Source organism: Streptomyces aquilus, assembly GCF_003955715.1.
GTDB lineage: Bacteria > Actinomycetota > Actinomycetes > Streptomycetales > Streptomycetaceae > Streptomyces > Streptomyces aquilus.
The window spans coordinates 9686245-9708644 of the sequence record NZ_CP034463.1; the positions used below are offsets into that span (position 1 = coordinate 9686245).

Here is a 22400-nt window from a genome sequence, read left to right on the forward strand (position 1 = left end):
CCAACTGCCGCTGCCGACGGCGCTGTTCGTCGTCCCCGCCGCAAGACCCGACCGGATGGATCATGGTGTCCGCCGTGTGCGGGCCAACGCTTACGATGCGTTCATCATGGTGCGGTTGCGAGTGCTGGGTTCCCTGGAGGCCTACGTCGACGGTGCGCGGGTCGGGCTCGGAGGGCCCCGGCAGCGCGCCGTTCTCGCGATGCTGCTCTGTGCCCGGGGCGGCGTGGTGTCCGTCGACCGGATGATCGACCAGCTGTGGGAGGGGAGCCCACCGACCCGGGCCCTGGTCTCGCTCCAGGGCGTCGCCGAGAGCCCGCCGCAGCCGGTGCACATACGTACGGACCGAACCCACCGCCGACGCGGGCGGAGCCGTACCCCACAGCGCGTCGACCAGTTCGCCGACCCGCACCTGGGCGCCCTCGGCGATCAGCAACGCCCCCAGCACGGCCCGCTGTTGCGGCGGTCCGAGGTCCACCTCGGCCGTGCCGCGCCACGCGCTGACCGGCCCCAGCACCGCGAACCGAATCTGCTCCCGCACCTCTATGTCTCTCCCTGCCGGAACCTGGATCCGGCACAGCCTCCGCACACCGTCTTGGAATGCACTTGAAGCCTTCTTGGAGCGTCGACCGATGCTCGTGTATTCATCGGCCCAGATGGGCCAGCGCACGGGAGCGTGCGGGCGGGGCGGCCGGGGCCGACCGCCGGTCAGCGGCACCACGACGGCACGCCCCGTTTCGGTGTGGGCTGCTAGTTGATACGGATCTCGGCGAGTTGGAGGCGGTACCGGGTGCTTTCGTCCGAGGCGGGCTTGCCGAGCTTCGAGACCCTCAGGCGCACGTAGCGGCCGACGGCGGAAGTGAAGGGGTAGGTCTGAGCGGATCCGCCCGGGTTGGGTTCGGCGGTGACGGTACGGGCGGTGGTGTAGGTACTGGCCCCATCGGGTCGGGTCTGGAGGGTGAAGTCGACAGGGAAGCCGGCTGTGCCTCCGCCGGCCGCACTGGTGTCCGTGCGGGGGTGGAGGGTGACGGAGCCGACGGCCCGGTCCGCGCCGAGGTCGATCTCCACCCAGACGGGGCTGGCGCTGACGTCGGGGGAGGGGAAGTCGATGCTGGTGAAACCCTTGGCACCGGCCACGCCGGTGGTGATGCCGTCGAGGAGCCGGGTCTTGCCCCAGTCGCCGTTCTCCAGTGTGTAGTTGGCGGTGACGGTGGTCGCGGCGGTGGGGACGGCGAGTTCGGCGAGTTGCAGGCGGTACTTGGTGGTCTCGTCGAGGGCAGGGGCACCGAGCTTCGTGGCTTGGAGGCGTACGTAGCGGGCGGTCGTGGTCGCGAAGCCGTACGTCTGCACCAGCCCGCCCGGGTTGGGCGCGGCGGTGAGGGTGCGGACGGTGGTGTAACCGGTCGATCCGTCGGGACGGGTCTGGATCGTGAAGTCCACGGGGAAGCCCGCTGTGCCGCCGCCGACCGCCGGGGTGTCGGTGCGCGGGAAGAGCCGTACGGAGTCGAGGTCGGTGTCGGCGCCGAGGTCGATCTCCACCCAGACGGGGTGGGCGCTGACGTCGGCGGAGGGGAAGTCGATGCTGGTGTAGCCCTTGGCGCCGCTCACGCTGGTGAGCTTGCCGTCGGTGAGCCGGTTCCTGCCCCAGTCGCTGTTCTCCAGGCTGCTGTTGCTGGTGACGGGCCGGCCGAGGGCGAGGTCGTCGAGACGGCCGGCGCCGCTGACCGTGAACGTCCAGCTGCCCGGCTGGAGGGTGAAGTAGACGTACGAGGTGTCCTTGCCCGCGTAGCCGAGGCCCGGGACGCTTCCGGCGGATGCGCCACCCGTGAAGACCGTGGTGCCGCCTGCCTTGATGACCGGCGACGGGCCGCCGTACGTCGGAACACCCACGCGCGCAGTCGTCGCGCTCGGGGAGGTGAGGGTCAGGGTGACCTGGCCGCCGTCGCGTGTGATGCCGAAACGGATGTCACCCCTGACGGTAGGCGTGACCGTGTTGATCTTCGTGAGGGTTCCGGTCTGCGGGACGACGTCGTACGTGGTCCAGCCGGGCTGGGTGGGACGGACGCCGGCTGCGTACGCGGACAGTGCGTACAGCGGGCCGCCGTTCCAGGCGTGGTTGTCGGTGCCGCCCGCCTTGTCCCAGATCTCCCACAGGGTGTAGCAGGCGGGATCGGCGACCTGGGCGGCGTAGCGGTTGCGCATGCGTTCCTCGGCGACGGTGGCCGCTCCCATGAGGTAGAGCGCTTCTAGGACGTAGAACTCCATGTAGGGGCTGGCGTTGAGGTGGGTGCGCAGCACTTCGGTGATCGCCCGGTGGCGGGAGGCGGGTGCGAGGCCGGCGACGACGGCCAGGCCGTTGCCGCGGTCGTCGGTGTCGCCGGTGTACCCGGGCGAGCGGTACTCGTTGCGGGAGGCGTTCCACAGGACGCGGTCGAAGTTGGCCTTGATGCTGTCGCGCTTGGCCTGCCAGGCGGCGATGTCGCCGCTGTTGCCGCTGAGGCCGGCGAGGGTGATGGCCGTGTCGAGGGCCAGGTAGTACCAGCAGTTGTCCAGGAGGCGGGCGTCGATGTCGCTGCCCCAGTCCTCCCAGTCCCAGTCGCCGGCGCGGTGGTTGACCAGGCCGGCCGAGTCCAGGCTCCACAGGTTGAGATAGGCCTTCACCGCCGGATAGGTGCCGGAGACGGCGTCGGTGTCGCCGGTGTAGAGGTGGTACGTGCCGAACGCCCACACCGAGGCGAGCATCTGGACGGGCAGTTCGGCGGTCCAGATGGTGGACGGCATCGGCGAGTAGAGCACACCGCCGGGCTTCTGCCAGGCGGTCAGCTGGGCGATGGCCTTGGCGCCGAGGGCGTGGGAGCGGGTGTCGAAGGTGTAGAAGCCCTCTTTGAGCTGGTTGACCACGTCGCCCCACCACTGGGCGCGTTCGCGGGTGGGGCAGTCCATGTAGTTGTCGCGCATGTTGACGTACATCGTGCGCGCCGCCTTGCCCCACAGGGTGTCGAAGAAGGCCTCGTTGCTGCTGAACGATCCGGCGAAGTCGGTGTCGTAGCCGGACTCCCGGTACTTCAGATCCAGGATGGTGACGCCCGCGGGGATGGTGTACTTCACCGCCGTGCCGCTCATCCAGGCCAGCGCCTCGAACTCCTGGACCCCGCCCGCGCAGACGTAGGTGGCGCGGATGTTGTTCTCCGCCCCGGGGGTGAGGCCGGTCAGACCGTCGCCGTCCGCGTAGTGGTCGGTCTGCATCCCGATCACCGCGCCGGCTGGTGCGTCCACCTTCAGGTACGGCGTGACCTGGAGGTTCGAGGGCAAGGTGGCGGTGATGGCGGTGGCGCCCTGTCCCGTGGACGGCAGCGACGAGGCGTTGCCGTAGGACTTCAGGCCCGAGTACCGGAACTGCGGGACGGGTCTCTGGACGAGATCGTTCCAGGGCGCGGCGCCGGCGGCTCCGAAGTCGGTGGGGGCGCTCCATGCGCTGTCGTCGAAGCCGGGCGACTCCCAGGCGGTGAGGGCGGTGGCGTTGCGGGCGTCGTAGTGGATGTTCGACTCGGGTAGGCGGAAGTTGACCTGGGTGCCGCTGGTGTTGTTGGAGTAGCCCGGGTGGACGGTGTGCTTCCAACTGGTGTCGCTGACCACCCGGGTGGTGGTCGAGCCGGTGGTGATGTCGGACTGGAACAGCAGACCGCCGCTGCCGCTGCTGCTGTGTGAGAAACCCTGCTTGCCGAAGTACCACACCAGCAGCGCCACCGTGTTGCTGCCGCTCCTCAGGTACGGGGCGAGGTCGATCTCGTCGTAGTAGGTGCCGGTGCGGTGGGGGCCGCGCTTCAGCTGCCCGTCGAAGACGACGAGCGTGCCGTTGACCCACAGCCAGTACTTGGAGTCCGCCGCGATCTGCGTGACGCCCTTCGACGGCGCCGAGCCCAGGGTGAACGATCTGCGGAACGCCACCCATTGGTTCGTCGAACTGGACGCCGCCCAGATCCACTTCGCGGTCCAGGAGGCAGCGGCGGACGCCGCGGAAGCGAGCCCTGGCAGGAGCGCCGAGCCGAGGGTGGGTGCGAGCGCCACGGCTATGGCCGAGCGCAGGGCGGACCGGCGCGTTACAGAGGACATGCGGGCTCCTGCTGGGGAGGGAGGTGAGCGCGGGGACACCGTGTTTGAATCGTTTCATTAGCATGTTTGCAGCGGGAATTCTTTGCCGGTGCACGAGACGGTGTCAAGGTCCGTGCAGCGACCGTCTCTTCGGAAGCCGGGGCGTGGTTCTCATATCGGATACAGTGTTGCTGTTGTGCTGGCGACGGAGGAGGCGGGACGTCCAGTGGCGGCAGCTGATCCAAGGCGAGCGGGCGCTGCACCGGCGCGGCGTTCCCCTGGGCGCCCACCTGTGCCGCTGGAACGCATCGTGTCCACGGCCCTGCGGATCGTGGACGAGGAGGGCGCCGACGCGCTGTCGATGCGGACGTTGGCCCAGCGTCTGGGCTCGGGCACGGCCACGCTGTACCGGCACTTCGACAACCGGGCAGCGCTGATCGCCCACGTGGTGGACCGCGTGTTCGGCGCCGTGGAACTCAACGGCGCCGAGCTCCGGGCGATGGCCTGGCAGCAGGCGCTGCGGACGGGCGCGCACGCCATGTTCGACGCCTTGTCCCGGCACCAGAACGCGGCACGCCTGATGGTCGAGCGGGTTCCCCTCGGGCCGAATGCGATGGCAGTGCGGGAGCGCTGTGTCGCGGTGCTGCTCGACAACGGTTTCCCGCCGCGCCAGGCAGCGCACGCGTATGCGACCCTGGCCCGCTATGTCCTCGGATTCGCCGTACAGGCCAACCGGCAGGAGGGAGCGGGCCGGTCCGACGATGCCCAGGCCGCGGCCCTCTTCCAGAGCGTGGATCCGGACCTGTTCCCGGCCACCCTCGCCGTCGCCTCCGAGATGCCGATCCCGCTGGAGGAGGAGTTCTCCTTCGGCCTCGAACTCCTCCTCAGCGGGCTTGAGCGCCTGCGCGACGAGGGCTGACCGGAAAGCTCCGGGGAAGTGGGCTCATCCGGTCGCAGGGCAGGCCGAGCCGGGACCGGTCGCTCGACGACCGGTCCCGGCGGCCCCTCACCGTGTCACAGGGTTACGGCAGAGGCGGGTAGGCGTTCTGCATGAGCTGCTGGAACTGGGCGGAGAACCAGTGCCCGGCGAGCGGTGCGTTCGGCAGCGCGCCGGTGGGGTTGTTGCCGTTGCGGGCGTTGCCCCCGTAGGTCGGGTCGCACATGCGGTCGAAGCCCTTGCCCTCGTCGTTCGGGATGGCGGCGCTGTTGCCGTCGGACTCACCCGGAGGCTTGACCCACACGTAGGCGTCGATCCCGGTGGCAGGCGCCGCGGTGGGGCGCTCACCCAGTCCGGCACCGCTCTGGTTGCACCAGTTGCCGGCGTGGATGCGCCGGTCGATGCGGCTGCCGTCGACGTAGGCGTCCACGGACGTCAGCGGACCGGGGCCGGTGGGCCGGGCGGACCCGCCCCAGCCGTTGCGGGAGGTGTCGATCAGCATGCCGAGACCGGAGTCGAATCCGGCGGCCACCAGCTTGTCCCGCAGTCCGAGCGCGAACGACTGCTCGTCCACGTACTGGTTCCAGTCCACCCACTTCGACTGGCGGACGGTCTGCCCGTTCACCGTGTCGGTGACCTTGAAGTGGGGCTCCTTGGCCGGGCTGTAGTTGGCGGTGTTGACGATGAAGCCGGCCACATCGCTCATGCTCGCGCCGTTGGACGTGGCGACCTTGGCGAACTCCTGCACCGACGGGCCCAGGTTGCTGTCCCAGCCGAGCCACCCGTGGTGGCCGGCGTCGATGTAGTTGTAGACGTTCGCCAGGGCGCCAAGCTTGTCCAGGGCGTACGAGACACCCTTCTCGTAGTTGCCGTTGCTCTTCATGGTCACGCACGCGTCGGTGGTGGTGTTGGTGCCGCCCGCGTTGGTGACCAGGTTGGGCAGCGAGTCGGGCTCGATGACGGTGGCGATCCGCAGGCCCGCGTACTTCGACTCGGAGAGGATCGAGGTGATCGGGTCGATGTACTGGGACTTGTACTTGTCGAGGTCGTTCGGTCCCAGCTCTCCGTTGGAGGCCAGGGCCGCGCAGTCACGACCGGGCAGATCGTAGATGACCAGCTGGACGACGAGTTCACCGCTTCCCTTCTGCTTCAGCGCCTCGTCCAGGTGGGCGCGCAGGCCCATGCCGCCGTTGACGCCGTTGATGGCCGCGATCCGGTCCAGCCAGACCGCGGTGGGCTGGTTGGAGATGCGGCTGCCGCCCGGTTCGGCGGCCGCCTTCGCGGACCACTCGGGGTTCACGTACACCTTCGCGCCGACATAGGGGTTGGCGGCCTTCGGCCCGCCCGGTCCGGGGTCGGTCGGCCCCGGGTCCGTCGGTCCGGGGTCGGTCGGCCCGCCGTCCACGTTGCAGGTCACGCCGTCGAGCGTGAAGGTCGCCGGGATCGCGTTCGTCCCGCTGTAGGACGCCTGGAAACCGAAGCTCGCCGAACCACCGCTGGGGATGGTGCCGTTGTAGCTCTCGTTGGCGGCCGTGACGGCGGAGCCGCTCTGGCTGACCTTCGCGTTCCAGCCGTTGCTGATCTTCTGGTTCCCGGTGTACGACCACTTCAGCGACCAACTCGACTTGGCCGCACCGTTGTTGGTGATCGTGACGGCGGCGGTGAAGCCGGTGTCCCACTGGTTCTGCACCTTGTAGTCCACGGTGCAGGGCGCGGCCGCGGTGCTGGCGCCGGCCGGGGCTGCGATGATCGCGGCGCCGGAGGTCCCGGTGAGCAGGGCCAGGGCGGTGAGCAGTGACATTCTTGTGCGACTCATGAGGGGAGTCCTTCTCCTTCTGGGCGCGATCGGCTGCGGACGCGAGCAGGCGACCGCCGACCCGGAGCGGTAAGGGGCAACTGCCGCCGTCAGGGCAGGGGGAGGCGTTCGGGCGAGATGCCCACGGGGCGAAGCGGTCCCGTCGGATCAGCGCGCGGCGGCCATGTGCCCGGTGGCGGACAGGCGTTGCGGTGATGGCGTGCTGGGCGACCGCGGTCAGGCGCTGAGCAGCGCCGAAGCGGCGGCCGTAGCCGTATGCGGGTGCGGCGACCTGCGGCACGCGCCGCAGGCGTCGACGATGCCGAAGTGAGCGCAGCCCGCAGGGGCGGCGAGAAGAAGTGCTGTGTGCGGAGGGTGTCGCATGAGCGACTCCTTTCAGCTGGGCGCATCGTGATGGCTGCGCCTAGTGAGGGGAACCGCTCCCACTGGTGCGACGGACGCTAGCGCCAACCGCCGTGATTTCACAGGGTGGTTGCTTAACTTTTTTGTACGGCAAACCGGTTCGAACGATTCAACTTCTCAACGTATTGACGCGCAGGGCGTCCGTCCCCAATATGGGAGCGCTCCCACTGGTTCAGGCCTTGATCCCCCACCGAGCCGTGTACGGCAAGGAGGAACCAGCACATGGATCCCGGACGTAAGCGCAGAGCCGCGCGGCGGTTGTGGACCGCCGTGGCGGCCGCGTTCGCCCTGCCCCTGTCGATGCTCGCCGTCGGCCCAACACCTGCTCAGGCGGCAGGTGTTCAGTGCAGCGTCGATTACAGGACCAACGACTGGGGCTCCGGCTTCACCGTCGATCTCACCCTCACCAACCGCGGAACCGACGCCATCAACGGCTGGACCGTGACGTACGGCTACACGGGCAACCAGAAGCTCGTGAACGGCTGGAACGGCACGTGGTCGCAGTCCGGCCAGACGGTCACCGTGCAGAACGCCCCGTACAACGCCACCATCGCCGCGGGTGCCGCGGTGACCGCCGGCGCGCAGTTCGGCTACAGCGGCACCAACGCGGCGCCCACCTCCTTCGCGGTGAACGGCACCCCCTGCACCGGTGCGCACCAGCCCCCGATGACCGTGCTGACCAGCCCCAGGCCGGGCGCCGTCTACACCAAGGGCGACCCGGTCCCGCTCGCGGCGACCGCGGCGGCCGCCGACAACGCCACGATCAGCAAGGTGGAGTTCTACGACGACACCACCCTGCTCGGCACCGACACGAGCGCCCCGTACGCGCTCTCTGCTTCAGATTTGACCGTGGGCAGTCATTCCCTGGTGGCGAAGGCGTACGACAGCCTGGGCGCCTCCGGAGAGTCCACGCCGGTGGGCATCACCGTCGCGGCCGGACCGGCCCTTGTCCTGTCGCCCGGCCAACTCGCCGTGCAGCAGGGCAAGACGGGCACCTTCTCCGTGAAGCTCTCCACGCAGCCGGCCTCGAACGTGACCGTGAGCGTGGAGCGTACGAGCGGCAACACAGGACTGTCGGTGACCAGCGGCTCGTCGCTGACCTTCACCCCGTCCAACTGGAACACGGCGCAGCAGGTGACCGTGACCGCGGACTCCTCGGGGACCGGCGCGGCCACGTTCACGGCATCGGCCGCCGGCTACGCCAAGGCGACCGTCACCGTCACGGAGCTGGCCGCGTCCAAGACGTACGACGCGCGCTTCCTGGACCTCTACGGCAAGATCACCAACCCGGCGAACGGTTACTTCTCCCCGCAGGGCATTCCGTACCACTCGGTGGAGACGCTGATCGTCGAGGCGCCGGACCAGGGCCACGAGACGACATCGGAGGCCTACGGCTATCTGCTGTGGCTCCAGGCGATGTACGGCAGGGTGACGGGGGACTGGTCCAAGTTCAACGGCGCATGGGCCCTGATGGAGAAGTACATGATCCCCACCCATGCCGACCAGCCCACCAGCGGCTTCTACAACGCCTCCAAGCCGGCCACCTACGCGCCCGAGGCGGACACGCCGAACGAGTACCCCGTGAAGCTCGACGCGTCGGTCTCCGTCGGAACGGACCCGATCGCCGGCGAGCTGAAGTCGGCGTACGGCACGGACGACGTCTACGGCATGCACTGGATCGAGGACGTGGACAACGTCTACGGCTTCGGCAACACGCCCGGCGGCAGCTGCGAGGTCGGCCCCACGGCGAGCGGACCGTCGTACCTGAACACGTTCCAGCGCGGTCCCCAGGAATCGGTCTGGGAGACGGTGCCGCAGCCGACCTGCGACGCCTTCAAGTACGGCGGCAAGAACGGCTATCTGGACCTGTTCACCGGTGACAGCTCCTACGCCAAGCAGTGGAAGTACACGGACGCCCCGGACGCCGACGCGCGGGCCGTGCAGGCCGCGTACTGGGCGGACGTCTGGGCGAAGGAACAGGGCAAGGGCGGCGACGTGTCGGCCACGGTCGCCAAGGCGGCCAAGATGGGCGACTACCTGCGGTACGCCATGTTCGACAAGTACTTCAAGAAGATCGGCAACTGCGTAGGCCCGTCCACCTGCCCGGCCGGCACCGGCAAGGACGCCTCGCACTACCTGCTGTCCTGGTACTACGCCTGGGGCGGCGCCGCCGACACCAGCGCCGGCTGGGCCTGGCGCATCGGCTCCAGCCACGCCCACAGCGGCTACCAGAACCCTCTGGCGGCCTACGCGCTGAGCTCCTACGCCGACCTGAAGCCCAAGTCGGCGACGGGCGCGGGCGACTGGAGCAAGTCACTGCAACGCCAGATCGAGTTCTACCGGTGGTTGCAGTCGGACGAGGGCGCCATCGCGGGCGGGGCGACCAACAGCTGGCAGGGCCGTTACGCCACGCCGCCGTCGGGCACGCCGACCTTCTACGGCATGTACTACGACGAGAAGCCCGTCTACCACGACCCGCCCTCCAACCAGTGGTTCGGCTTCCAGGCATGGTCGATGGAGCGGGTGGCCGAGCTCTACCAGCAGACCGGAAACGCCCGGGCGAAGGAGGTCCTCGACAAGTGGGTCACGTGGGCGCTGTCCAAGACCACGATCAACCCGGACGGCACCTACCAGATCCCTTCCACGTTGCAGTGGTCGGGCAAGCCCGACACGTGGAACGCGTCAAGTCCCGGCGCCAACAGCGGACTTCACGTCACCGTCGCCGACTACACCAATGACGTCGGGGTGGCCGCCGCGTACGCCAAGACGCTCGCCTACTACGGGGCCAGGTCCGGGGACGCCACGGCCAAGTCGACGGCGAAGGCCCTGCTGGACGGCATGTGGAACAACTACCGGGACAGCCTGGGCATCGCCGTCCCCGAGACCCGCACCGACTACGGCAGGTTCAACGACAGCGTCTACGTGCCGAGCGGCTGGACCGGCACGATGCCGAACGGCGACGCGATCAACTCCTCGTCGACCTTCCTCTCCCTCCGGTCCTTCTACAAGAACGATCCGGCATGGTCGAAGATCGAGGCCTACCTGAAGGGTGGCGCCGCCCCGGTCTTCACCTACCACCGGTTCTGGGCCCAGGCCGACATCGCACTGGCCATGGGCTCGTACGCGGAGCTCCTCGAATAGCCCCCGCCACGGCTCCGCGTACCTGACCCCGCCGCAGGCGGACGGGGTCACCCGGCCGGACGGCCCCGCCCCCCGGGGCCGTCCGGCACTCCGAAATCGGTGACGGCGCACCCGAATCGCACGAGGACCACCCCTCACATTCTTGTCAGGGGCATGCACCTAGTCGTGATTGTCCGAGTTTTGGGAGCGCTCCCAAGGCTCTGGCCAACGATCTGCCACTTCTTGAAAGCACCTGCGGAGGAACTGCATGCAATCCGTACAGCACAAGCCAGGAACGCGAGCCCTGTGGGGCGCCCTGCTGACCACTCTCGTCGCACTCGCGGCGCTGCTCGGCGCAGCCCCCGCGTCGCACGCCGACACGACGATCTGCGAGGAGTTCGGCTCCACCACCATCCAGGGCCGCTACGTCGTGCAGAACAACCGCTGGGGGACCAGCGCCACCCAGTGCATCTCCGCCACGGACTCGGGCTTCCGGATCACCCAGGCCGACGGCTCGGTCCCCACGACCGGCGCCCCGAAGTCGTACCCCTCCGTGTTCAACGGCTGCCACTACACCAACTGCTCGCCCGGCACGAACCTCCCGGCCCGGCTGAGTTCCATCGCGAGCGCGCCCTCGGGCATCTCGTACAGCTATGTCAGCGGTGCGGTCTACGACGCCGCGTACGACATCTGGCTGGACCCGACACCCCGCAAAGACGGGGTGAACCGCACCGAGATCATGATCTGGTTCAACAAGGTGGGCTCCGTACAGCCGGTCGGCTCGCCCGTCGGCTCCGCCACCGTGGCCGGGCGTCAGTGGCAGGTGTGGTCCGGCAACAACGGCTCCAACGACGTCCTGTCCTTCGTCGCACCCTCGACGATCGACAGCTGGAACTTCGACGTGATGGACTTCGTCCGCCAGGCCGTCTCCCGCGGACTCGCCCAGGACAACTGGTACCTGACGAGCGTTCAGGCGGGCTTCGAGCCCTGGCAGAACGGCGCGGGGCTGGCGGTCAACTCGTTCTCCTCCAGCGTGAACCTCGGCGGCGGCTCCGGCGGAGGCACGGGCGGCTCGTCGGCCTGCAAGGTGGCCTACGGCACCAACGTGTGGCAGGGCGGGTACACGGCGGACGTCACCGTGACCAACACGGGCTCGTCGCCCGTCGACGCGTGGAAACTCGCGTTCACCCTGCCGTCCGGGCAGAAGATCACGAGTGCCTGGAGCGCCCAGATCTCACCCTCGTCAGGAGCCGTGACAGCCGGCGGCATGGCCTACAACGCGTCCATCGCACCGGGCGGTCAGGTCTCCTTCGGGTTCCAGGGCACGTACGACGGAGCCTTCGCCAAACCGGCCGCCTTCAGCCTGAACGGCACGTCCTGCACCACCGCGTGACGGCACAGGGGCGGGTAGAACGATCCCGGCCTTCCTGAGAACCTGCCCTCGCCCCACCGCGCGCACCCGGCACCGCGGATCCGTCCGGCCGACCTGTCTGCCGCCGGCGGTTCCGCGGTGCCGTCCCGCGGACCGCGCCCCGGCGGACACCGCGAGCGAGACCTCCTTCCGGCCGAGCCTGTCCGATCATGTGCGGAAGGCATGTGCCCGGCTGCTCCGCCCCGTAAGATCGGTGATCTCGCGGGTGGGAGAGGTGGTCATGGCCGGGCGACGACCTGGAGCGCCGACTCTGGAAGAGGTGGCTGCCCACGCCGGGGTGGGACGGGGCACGGTGTCCCGGGTGATCAACAACGCGGCCGGCGTGAAGGAGTCGACGCGCCAAGCCGTGCAACGAGCCATCGAGGAACTCGGGTACGTGCCCAATCTCGCGGCCCGTTCCCTGGCCGCCCGGCGTGCGGACGCCGTGGCCCTCGTGCTGACGGAGCCGGACTGGAGGCAGTTCGCGGAGCCGTTCTTCTCGGAGATCGTCCGCTCACTCGGCGACGCGCTGGCCGACACCGGCATGCAGCTGATGCTGACCCTGGTCCGCTCGCAGACCGAACGGCAGCGCTTCCTGGAGTACGCGCGAGGAGGCCGGGTCGACGGCGTGCTGCTGATGTCGGTGCACGCCGACGACAGGCTGCCGGACATGCTCGCCGAGGCGCGAGTGCCGACCGTGCTGCTGGGGCGTCGCTCGGGTGACGAGTACGTGAGCTACGTCGACGCGGACAACGTGGGCGGCGCCCGACATGCCGTGTCCCACCTGCTGAAACAGGGCCGCACGGCGATCGCCACCATCACCGGCCCCCTGGACATGTACGCCGCACAGTGCCGGCTGCGCGGTTACCAGGACGCGCTGGCGATGGGCGGCCACAAGACGTCACGGTCCTGGGTGGCGGAGAGTGATTTCTCGGAGGAGAGCGGTCGCCGCGCCATGACGGAACTCCTCGAACGCCACCCCGAACTCGACGCCGTCCTCGCCGCCTCGGACACCACGGCGGCCGGGGCGCTGCACGCACTGCGCGCGGCCGGACGCCGGGTCCCCGAGGACGTCGCCGTCATCGGCTTCGACGACTTCCCCCTGGCCCAGCGCACGGAGCCGCCCCTGACCACGGTGCGCCAGCCGCTGGAGCAGATGGGGCGGGCCATGATCAAGCTGCTGCTGGAGGAGATGGAGGAGCAGTCCGTGGCCTGGCGCCACGTCATCCTCCGTACCGAGCTGGTCGTCCGGCAGTCGTCCTGACGACCCGCCGCCGAGGCGTTGAGCCGCGCGGCTCGCCCGGCTGACGAGGGCGTGCGCGTCCAGCGGACAGCATCGCAAAGTACGGATGACTTCCTCGGGCGACTCCGCGCGACCCTTGACGGAGTAATCTGTCAGCGTTGATGATTTCCTCATTACGGCGTTGTTGCGGCGGATGCCGTCAGGCTCCTCGAGGAGGACTGTTCATGCCCACGCGCACAGAGATTCCCGTGTACCACCCCGACCTGTACTCGGCATCGGCCATCCGCGACACGTATCCCCACTACGCCGCGCTGCGTCACCTTGGGCCCGTGGTGTGGCTGAGCAAGCACAAGGTCTACGCCCTGCCGCGGTACGCCGAATGCAAGCAAGTACTGCTGGACGACGCGACCTTCGTCTCCTCGGGCGGCGTCGCCCTGAACCCCGTCGCCAACCGCGTGGGCCAGGGCACCACCCTGTTCAGTGACGGCGACGACCACGCCCGCCGCCGCTCCCTCCTCGCGCACCGCCTCACCCCCAGGGCGCTGCGCACCATGAAGGACATGGTCGACCAGCAGGCGGTAGCCGTGGTCGAGGCCGCTGTCGCCCGGCGCACCGTCGACGCGGTGGAGGTCGCCACGGCCCTGCCGATGTCCGTCGTCCCCGACCTGGTCGGCTGGCCCCGACAGGGCCGCGAGCACCTGCTGCGCTGGGCCGGCGCCACCTTCGACGCCCTGGGCCCGCTCAACTGCCAGGCGGTACGCACACTTCCCGCGTCCGTCGGCATGATGCGCTACGCGCGCGGTGTCGTCCGTGACCGGTCCGTGCTGGACAGCAGCCTGGGCCACGACCTGCTGCGCGCCGCCGACGACGGTCGGATCATGCCGGCCGAGTGCGCCACCATGATGATCGACTACCTGGCGCCGTCCCTGGACACCACCATCAGCGCCATCTCCAGCGCCCTGCACCTGTTCGCCACCCACCCCGAACAGTGGCGTCTACTGAAGGCGGACCCCGACCTCGTGTCGAACGCGGTCAACGAGGTCGTCCGGTACGAGTCCCCGATCCGCGGCTTCTCCCGGACCACGGCCCATGACACGGACGTCGCGGGCATCCCCCTGCCCAAGGGCTCCCGGGTGCTGGTCCTGTACGGCTCCGCCAACCGGGACCCGCTGGAGTGGGACGACCCGGACACCTTCGACATCCGCCGCGACGCCGCCCGCCAGCTCGGCTTCGGGCAGGGCACCCACGGCTGTGCCGGCCAGGGCCTGGCCCGCATGGAGACCTCCGCGATCCTCCGCGCCCTGGCCGAGAAGGTCGACCGCATCGAGCCGGCCGGCACACCCGAGTGGGCGCTGAACAATGTCATCCACCGCCTCGAACGGCTGCCGCTCGAACTCATCCCGGCCTGACCCCCCCACCGCACGCCCTGTGAGGACACCGCACCATGAAGATCTCCGTCGACTACGCCCGCTGCGAAGGCCACGGCCTCTGTGCCGACCAGGCTTCCGGCGTCTTCAGCCTGGACGACGACGCCGAACTGACCTACCGCTTCGAGGGCGCCGAGGTTCCCGAGGAGCATCAGCAGGTCTCCCGCGCGGCGGTCGACGCGTGCCCGGTCGCCGCCCTGCGAGTCCTGCCGTGACCGCACCGCGCTCGGTGCTCATCGTCGGCGAGTCACTCGCCGGCACCACCGCAGCTCGCCACCTGCGCACCCTGGGCCACACCGGACCGGTCACGATCATCGGCGCGGAAGAAGAGGGTGCCTACTCCCGCCCGCCTCTGTCCAAGGCGGTCCTGAAGGACCCGGCCGCCGATCAGTCCCTGGGGCTGAGCCTCGACGGCCTCGACATCGGCGTCGTCCGCTCGGCCGCCGTCGCGGCCGACCCCCGGCGCCGCACCGTCACGACCGCCGACGGCCGCCGGATCGACTACGACGCGCTGATCGTCGCCACCGGCGCGGACGCCCGCCGACTCGCCGCCCCCGGGCAGCGAGGTGAACTCGTCCTGCGCACCCTGGACGACGCCCGCCTGCTCCGGACCCGCCTGGCCGACGCCGCCACGGCGATCGTGGTCGGCGCCGGCTTCCTGGGCATGGAGGTGGCCAGCGCCTGCGCCGGCCGCGGCATCCCGGTCACCGTCGTGGACACCGACCGACCGCTGCAACGCATCCTCGGCGACCACCTGTCCGCCGCCATCACCGCGCGGGCCGCTGCGTACGGCATCCGCTTCGTGCAGGCCACCGGCTTCGCCGTCCTCACCGGCGACCCCGTGCACGGCGTGCTGCTCCCCGACGGCACCGAGCTCACCGCAGACCTCGTGGTGACCTGCGCCGGAGAGGTGCCCAGCGTCGACTGGCTGGCCGGGACGGGCCTCGCCGACCGCCTCGGTGTCGGCGTCGACGACGCGTGTGCCACCACTGTTCCCGGCGTGTTCGCCGCCGGCGACGTCACATACCTTCGCGGCGACGCCACCCGGCCCCACCGGCGCGCGCCGTTCTGGTCCAACGCCGTCGCCCAGGGCAGGACCGCGGCCTCCTCCGCCCTCGGTCTCCCTCCCTCCGGACCGTCGCAGGACGACTACTTCTGGACCGAGGTCGCCGGTCTGTCCGTCAAACTCGTCGGCCACCTCCCGCTCCTGGGCGAACCGACCACGGTTGACGGCAGTGTGACCGAGGGCCGTGCACTGCTGACCTGGACCCACCCCGACGGAACAGCGACGGCAGTCGCGTACGGACGACGCAAACCCGTCACCGCGCTGAGGCAGTTGGCGGCCACATCCGGATCAGGCGGCACCCCGGGCGGCGACCGGAGGCGAACCATCCACGCGTCGGCGGGGAGCTCGCCGTAAAGGGCGTCCGGATCACGAGCGGCGTACCGTCAAGCCGTCACGGCCGTCACCGCCTGGGTTCGGTGGCGAAGTCTGGTACGGACAGCTGTGCCGTGTGCCCTCGGTCGGACAGAATGCCGGACGTGACGACTTGAAGAGCACCGGCCGGGCGGCAGCACTGGCGCAAGGTCGGGAGCGGCTGGTCTGTCCTGGACGGCGAACGACGGATCTGCGCCGCCTGCGGGACGCCCGTCCGCTCGTACCAGTACCGCTTCTACCCGCCCGAGTCCTCCATGTTCGAGCGCTGCATCGGGTTCGCCTGGTGCTCAACTTGCAGGATCTACTCCGGGAACATGGTGCACATCCCGCGGAAGCGGGTTCTGGTCGATGCCCTCGCATCCCTTCCTCCTGAGGAACGCGAGCGGTTGGCACGTTCGGAGACGAGGCTGGTCGAATTCCTGAACCATCGGCTCCGAGGCAGGGAAGGGCAGCGCTGACATCGCAGACGGTCCTGCAAGGCGGCCAAGGATCTTGAGCCCTTTGGGAACGCCGGCCAGGCCACCTCGGCCGTGGGTAATCCCGCGATCTCCCCATTGAGTTTGGGCAGGTCGTCTGCCTGGCATGGCTGCTGAGCAGTCGCGAGATCGGTGTGCGCACGGATTGAGGCATTTGCCTGAGCATGAAGTCTGGCGCCACTAATCTGATGAGTCCTCACATCATTGCCGTTACGTGAGGAACCTTCCACTGCCCTGTTCTTGTCCCGGGGGATCCGTCATGAGTGAAGCACTGCCCGTACCTCGCCTTGTCCCATCACTGCGGGATTGGACAAGGGCGGTCGTAGAAGCGCAGAGCCCTCAAGAGATTGCCGCCTTCGACACCTTGATCGACCCCTACGTGACTCCTCGCGGCAGTCTCCGTAGAGAGCGCAGCTCCGACGACAGTGCATTGGGCAGCGGCGTGGACACTGCCTTGGGGCTGCTCACACCGATCGCCGTACTGGTCTGCGCGGCGGCGCGCGACGCTCTGATCGGCACCGTCCAGGATGAGGTGGCAGGTCGCATCGGTCGGCTGCTGCGTCGTGCGCGTCACCGCGGCGGGGCGGAGGAGGCCGACACCTCGGTGGCGCTGACCGTCGAGACCTTGGCCGTGATACGGGACGCTGCACTGCGGGCCGCACGGTCTGCCGGCCTTGACGACACTGAGGCACGCGCTCTCACGGACGCCGTCACGGGTGCCCTGCTGAACCCCGAAAGGTGAAAGCTCCCTACCGACGCGGTCGCGCTGACGGTGGCGGTGCGCTCGACGTACGCGAGTTTCCCGAGAACACCACCATCTTGCTGGTGCTGCTCGGACTGGCGGTCGCCACCGTCACCTTGTACGTCAACGTCCTCCTCACCAGTGGCGACATCCCGTCGTGTATCCAGCAGGTCGACGGCCTGACCGCAGGACACTTTCGATCCCAGGACGAGATCGACTGCGTCGCCCGGTCCTTGCACGCGATGGGAGCCGGGGCGCTGAAGGGCATGGGGCAGCCTCTGCTGCTCGGGCTGATGCTCTATGCCGCCGGCTCCTCACTGCGGCTGCGCACGCTGAGACCTCTCGGTACCTCCCACGCGCCTCAGGCCCGGCGGATCCGCGCCCTGGCCGAGCGGACTGACCTGCGCCGCCGTCCACTGGTGTTCGGCGCTCGTCGGGGGCGTCATACGACCGGCGTCGGCGGATCGCCGCGCAAGTACTACATCCGCGTGTCCAACAACCACCTGGCCTGGTATGAACTCGGCGCCCGGCGCCGGGATGCCTTCGACGCCGTGATCCTCCACGAGCTCGCCCACCTCGACACTGGTGATCTCCGCCGCTACCAAGCAGCGCGCGCCATGCGTCGGTTGGCCTTCGCGTACTGCTTTGCGGCACTGCTGACCCTGCCGACTCTGGCCGATACGCAGGCACTCCTCTTGATTACCCAGATGGCACTGCTGGCTGTGGTGGTGGAACTGCTGGTCCGCGCGTTCCTGCGAGCCCGCGAGTTCCGCGCTGATGCCCGAGCCGCAGCAGTGGCGCCTGAGGGTATGTCGTACTCGGCCGAGCTCGCGGCACAGGGCAGAAAGACACGACGCGGTCTGGGCAGACTGCTTGCCCGGCACCCCGATGCGGCACAACGCCTGGCCGCTCTGCGTGATCCGGTGAGCGTGTTGCGGTTCCCGGTGTCTCATGCGCTGAGCGTCGGTTTCTTCGGCGGGCTCGCCCTCTCCGTGCTTGCCACCGTGTTCGGCTACCTGTACTGGCAGCCGGGTGGCCCGGTGGGCAGAGAGACGTCCCTGGCGGCCATGGTGGTCGGCGCCCCGCTCACCGTGGCCGTCTGCCTGGGCATGTTGCGGCAGGCCTGGGCGGATCTGCTGGGTCGTCGGAGCACGCGGACGGTTCCGCTGATCATGGCGCTGGCATGCGGGCTGATGGTGGGGCGGTATGTGTCGCCGTTCTTTTCGGTCGTCGCGGATACGGGTGCTGGAGACGCCTTCTGGCCAATGGCCGTGTCGACCCTGCTCATGTCTGTGATTGCCGTGCGGTGGCCCGTCGCCGTCGCGGCCGGATGGTTCCCCTCCGACGAGGAGTCGGAGAGTCGCCGGGCCACCGGAGATGGCCACAGCGGAACCTTCAGGGTCATGAAGCGGATAGCCATTGTTGTCGGTTGTCTGCTCTACTTCCGAGTCTTTGCCGCCTGGGGGCTGTTCGGTCGGCTTGCCGACAGTGTTGCCTCACAGGTGGTGACGGAGCCGACGGGGCTTCCCGACCGCTTGGACCTCGATGGCCTGCGACGACTGGTTCTCCTTGTTCTCGAATCGGCCAGCGGTGGTTGGCTGGCAGCCGTGGTTCTGACACTCGCCTGGTCACTACCTCTCGTGCCCCGGCTCGTGTTGCCGACATGCGCGCCACCGGTGCAGGAGCTGCGATACGGACGTCGCGCGCGCCGCTCCGGCGTGCTGTGGGCCGGCGCGGCTTGGATCGCCGGACTCACGGGCGTATTCGTCGGTGTCGAGCTGAGTCTCTGGGCTGGACTCGGCATACCACTCCCGAACCGGATGGTGCTGGTGGTCGGCTCGATGATGATCGCGTCGGCGCTGACCACAGTGCGGATTCGCGGTCCCCTCGCAGGTCCGTATGCCATGGCGGCGGCTTTTACGGCCGCCCTCGTGGGCATGATCCTTCAGCTGGGGTCGGAGGCCGGTCGGCATGAACTGTCGACGGCTCTGCCGCACGTCTTGGCGGCAGGGCAGATGTTGGCCGCTCTCACCACCCTGGTCGTGGGCAGCGTCAAACGGCTGTTCGGCCAAGCGGCGAGCCTCGTGCTGGGCAACGTCGTCGAGGAGACAGCCTCTGACGAGGCGTCCGCCCAGTCGACTGCAGCTGATCCTCTTGCGGAGTCGGTCCGTCGGGCTTTGAACCGTTCCGACCCCGCAGGGGAGCAGGGGCTCAAAGCCCCCTCAACGGTGACGCAAGTACCCGTCGCATCCGCGCCCAGTAGGTCGCAGACTGTTCCGGAAGGACCACCCCTGACCGATACGGTTCGTCAGGCCCTCGATCGCGCAGCGACCCTGGCCCTTGGGAACATGTTCCTGCTGAGCACCCAAGACCTGCTCGTAGCCTTGATGCAAACCGACGGTGCGGCCGAATGGGACCGGATCTGGCTGCACACCCGGCCTGTCGAACACCTCCGCAATCATCCGCTCCCGGACCCTCCGACTGCGAAACCACTCACACGACACGGCCACCTGATGACGGCGGCCTGCGCCGAGTCCCTGAGAAGGGCCGAACGTATTGCACGACACTGCGGCATGCCCCTGACGAGCGGCGCCGTCACTCTTGCGCTGGTGTCCCACCCCGGCTCCGCTGCCGCGCGAGCTCTAGGAGTGGGCAGCGTGATAGCGGAGACGGAACTACTAGATCTGGTTCAGGAGTGTGTCCTCGGCTTCAGAATCGAGAACCTGGCCCAGCTCCTCGAAGCTACCTGACTGTGTTGGGTTCCTCGAACGGCGCAAACACACATGTCGGCCCCGCAGTCGGCGAGCTGGTTGTGCGGGTCTGGCCCACATCCGGGGGTTGGCCCGTGATCATCAAGGAGCCCGTGACTCTGTCGTCCTCCAGGTTGGTACCGGGGGCTGCGGAGACGGTTGAATGCCCCGGTGACGGACTGGACGCAGGGGAGACCTGGGAGAGGAGCTTTGGGACCGGCTGTGTCCGCACGGCGAGACGACGCCGCGGCTGTTCACGCAGATCACCGCGCCTGCCGCCGCACAACCTGCCGCCGCGGTGACGTAGATGACCGCTTGCCGCGGGTGACGTTCACGCCGAACGAGGCTCGGACAGGGTGCGCCCGCTCGCCGCTCCCAGGGAGTCGAAGCGGACCACGATCAGGCGGACGACCTCGGCGATCACCCAGGTTCCGACGGCGAAGTAGCCGCCGCGCAGCCGGAAGGCGAGGCACGACAACGGCCAGGCCACCAGGGCCACCAGCGCGGAGACCGCGATGGTGCCCGTGTAGAAGCTCAGCCCGTGGTCGTTGACGACGAAAAGGAGGCACGCGCCTGGGCCGGGCCGGTGAAGGCCTGCTGGCCGATGGACATCATGCCCGCATAGCCCATGGTCTGGGCGCCGGTGGTGTCGGTGCCGTGCCGTCGCCGCCGTGTCGATCGCCTTCACCGTCGAGCACCCGGGCCCACCCCAGATCAAGGCCGTCCTCGACACCGCCCGCCTCATCACCGGTCGACTGCGTGCGGAACCGTCCACCGGCGCGGTGCTGCCCGGGGTCGCCTGATTCATGTTCGGCCGGTTTCGCACAGTGAACGTGCCTGTGGTGCCCGGAGGATGGGCGGCCTAGCGTCCAGTCCGGTCAGAAAGGGGACCCGCGATGACCACGGCCGCCCATGCCAGGACCGTCAAGGAACAGACCTTCGACGTCCTGCGCGAGTACGACCTCACCACCCTCTTCAGCAATCCGGGCTCCACCGAGGTCGGCTTCCTCGCCGACCTGCCGGCCGACATCTCCTTCGTGCTCGGCCTGCACGAGGGTTCAGTCGTCGGCATGGCCTCCGGCAGCGCACTGGCCACCGGCCGCCCGGCGCTCGTCCTGCTGCACACCACCGCCGGATACGGCAATGCGGTCAGCGCCCTGGCCACCGCCCGTGCGAACCGCGCGCCCCTGGTGGTGATCGTGGGCCAGCAGGACCGTCGGCATCTGGCGCACGAGCCGTTCCTGGCCGGGCGGTTGGACGGCCTGGCGGGGGAGTACCCGGTGTGGCAGCACACGCCGGCCCGTGCGCAGGACGTGCCCGGTGCCGTGGCCCGTGCCTGGCACGAGGCCCGGGAAGGCCGTGGTCCGGCGGTGGTGGTCGTCCCGATGGACGACTGGTTCGCCGAGGCCGGCGAGGATGCCGCGCAGGCCGCGCCGCGCGGGCCGGCCGCGGTACGAGGCGGTCGTACGGCCTCCGACGACGCCCTGGCCGCCCTCGCCACGCTGCTGACGGCGGCCGATTCGCCCTGTCTGGTGGCGGGCGCCGGCAACGACACGGCGGACGGCTGGCAGGCGCTCGTCACGCTCGCCGAGCGCCTCGACTGCCCGGTCTACCAGGAGCCGTTCGGCGCCCGCGCCGGCTTTCCCCAGGACCACCGCCTCTTCGCCGGCCACCTGCCCGCGGTGCGCCCCGCACTGCGCGAGGCGCTCGCGCCGCACGACACGGTCCTCACGGCCGGAGCCGCCGCCTTCCGCCAATACCCCTACGCGCCAGGCGACTTCACCGGGCCCGGCACCCGGCTCGCCGTCATCACCGACGACCCGGAGGAGGCCCACCGCAGCCCGGCGCAGCTGGTGCTGCTCGCCGAACCCGCCGACACCGTACGCCGGTTGATCCCGCTGGTGCCCGCCGTCCCGCGCTCCTCGGCGCTGAACCGGCCGACAACACCCCAGCCCCCGGCGCCCGGTGAGCCCCTGCGGGCCGCTCATGTGCTGGCCGCCCTCGCCGAGCGGCTCGACCCCCAGACGGTGGTGGTCGAGGAGACCCCCTCCAGCCGCCCGGACCTGCACCGGCTGCTGCCCGCCCGCGCGCCGCTCGGCTTCCTCAGCGCGGCCATGGGCGGACTGGGCTTCGCCATGCCGGCCGCGATCGGTGTCCGCCACGGCGCCCCGGACCGGCCGGTCGTGGCCGTGCTCGGCGACGGTTCCTCCTTCTACTCGATCCAGGCCCTGTGGAGCGCCAGCCACTACGGCATCGGCGTGCTGTTCGTCGTCCTCGCCAACGGCCGCTACGCGATCATGGACCGCCTCTCGGAACGCGAGGGCTCCGCCGCCCCGGCCTGGCCCGCGTTCACCGAACTGAGTGTGTCCGCCCTCGCCCGCGGCCTGGGCTGCCCGGCCGAACGGGTCGAGGACCACGCCGTGTTGCTGTCCGCCCTGGACAAGATCCTGCCCTCGCTCGCGGACCGACGCGAGCCGCTCGTGCTCGAAGTCGCCGTCGAGGCCGACGCCCACTACTGCTCCTGACCCGCCGAACGGAAGGCACAGACC

15 protein-coding genes are annotated in these 22400 nt (G+C 69.4%); 12 read left to right on the forward strand and 3 right to left on the reverse strand.

Annotated features, from left to right (window positions below; all coding sequences use genetic code 11):
- Positions 1–106: 106 nt before the first annotated feature.
- Entirely contained in the window at positions 107–607 is a 501-nt protein-coding gene (locus EJC51_RS48990; RefSeq protein ID WP_244363184.1) for an AfsR/SARP family transcriptional regulator, read from the forward strand.
- Between the two features lie 140 nt (positions 608–747).
- Here the strand turns inward: EJC51_RS48990 and EJC51_RS44350 are convergent, their stop codons facing one another.
- Positions 748–4110, reverse strand: coding sequence for an alpha-L-rhamnosidase-related protein (locus EJC51_RS44350; RefSeq protein ID WP_244363189.1), 3363 nt, complete (start codon positions 4108–4110; stop codon positions 748–750).
- Positions 4111–4381: 271 nt separating this feature from the next.
- Here EJC51_RS44350 and EJC51_RS44355 point away from each other — a divergent pair, with 271 nt between their 5' ends.
- Positions 4382–5008: a TetR/AcrR family transcriptional regulator C-terminal domain-containing protein gene (locus EJC51_RS44355; protein ID WP_126276298.1), complete on the forward strand. Its 627-nt coding sequence runs from the start codon at positions 4382–4384 to the stop codon at positions 5006–5008.
- A gap of 103 nt (positions 5009–5111) precedes the next feature.
- Here EJC51_RS44355 and EJC51_RS44360 read toward each other — a convergent pair whose 3' ends face one another.
- Entirely contained in the window at positions 5112–6842 is a 1731-nt protein-coding gene (locus tag EJC51_RS44360; RefSeq protein ID WP_126276299.1) for a glycoside hydrolase family 6 protein, read from the reverse strand.
- 624 nt (positions 6843–7466) lie between these two features.
- On the opposite strand from EJC51_RS44360, the gene EJC51_RS44365 reads away from it, so the two are divergent.
- The 8 genes from EJC51_RS44365 to EJC51_RS44400 all read left to right on the forward strand — a co-directional run bounded on the left by EJC51_RS44365 (position 7467) and on the right by EJC51_RS44400 (position 19851).
- Complete coding sequence (locus EJC51_RS44365) at positions 7467–10385, forward strand: glycoside hydrolase family 48 protein (RefSeq protein ID WP_126276300.1); 2919 nt, start codon at positions 7467–7469, stop codon at positions 10383–10385.
- Positions 10386–10632: 247 nt separating this feature from the next.
- Positions 10633–11757 carry a glycoside hydrolase family 12 protein gene (locus tag EJC51_RS44370; RefSeq protein WP_126276301.1) on the forward strand — a complete coding sequence of 375 codons (1125 nt, stop codon included), beginning with the start codon at positions 10633–10635 and terminating at the stop codon, positions 11755–11757.
- A gap of 259 nt (positions 11758–12016) precedes the next feature.
- Positions 12017–13039 (forward strand): LacI family DNA-binding transcriptional regulator, encoded by a 1023-nt coding sequence (locus tag EJC51_RS44375; protein WP_126276302.1) that lies wholly within the window; start codon positions 12017–12019, stop codon positions 13037–13039.
- 203 nt (positions 13040–13242) lie between these two features.
- On the forward strand, positions 13243–14427 hold the full coding sequence (locus EJC51_RS44380; protein WP_126276303.1) for a cytochrome P450: 1185 nt from the start codon (positions 13243–13245) through the stop codon (positions 14425–14427).
- 35 nt (positions 14428–14462) lie between these two features.
- Positions 14463–14660, forward strand: coding sequence for a ferredoxin (locus tag EJC51_RS44385; RefSeq protein ID WP_126276304.1), 198 nt, complete (start codon positions 14463–14465; stop codon positions 14658–14660).
- Positions 14657–15865 (forward strand): NAD(P)/FAD-dependent oxidoreductase, encoded by a 1209-nt coding sequence (locus EJC51_RS44390; protein WP_126276305.1) that lies wholly within the window; start codon positions 14657–14659, stop codon positions 15863–15865. The genes EJC51_RS44385 and EJC51_RS44390 overlap by 4 nt, the downstream gene beginning before the upstream one ends.
- Positions 15866–16618: 753 nt before the next feature.
- Positions 16619–17101: a hypothetical protein gene (locus EJC51_RS44395; RefSeq protein WP_126276306.1), complete on the forward strand. Its 483-nt coding sequence runs from the start codon at positions 16619–16621 to the stop codon at positions 17099–17101.
- A gap of 83 nt (positions 17102–17184) precedes the next feature.
- A complete protein-coding gene (locus tag EJC51_RS44400; RefSeq protein WP_126276307.1) occupies positions 17185–19851 on the forward strand; it encodes a M48 family metalloprotease in 2667 nt (888 codons plus the stop codon).
- A 331-nt stretch (positions 19852–20182) separates the two neighbouring features.
- On the opposite strand, the gene EJC51_RS48035 is transcribed toward EJC51_RS44400, so the two are convergent.
- Positions 20183–20341 (reverse strand): hypothetical protein, encoded by a 159-nt coding sequence (locus EJC51_RS48035; protein WP_166682964.1) that lies wholly within the window; start codon positions 20339–20341, stop codon positions 20183–20185.
- Positions 20342–20522: 181 nt separating this feature from the next.
- On the opposite strand from EJC51_RS48035, the gene EJC51_RS49310 reads away from it, so the two are divergent.
- Positions 20523–20654 carry a hypothetical protein gene (locus EJC51_RS49310; protein ID WP_279631409.1) on the forward strand — a complete coding sequence of 44 codons (132 nt, stop codon included), beginning with the start codon at positions 20523–20525 and terminating at the stop codon, positions 20652–20654.
- A 93-nt stretch (positions 20655–20747) separates the two neighbouring features.
- Entirely contained in the window at positions 20748–22376 is a 1629-nt protein-coding gene (locus EJC51_RS44405) for a thiamine pyrophosphate-dependent enzyme (RefSeq protein ID WP_126276308.1), read from the forward strand.
- The last annotated feature ends 24 nt before the right edge of the window (positions 22377–22400 follow it).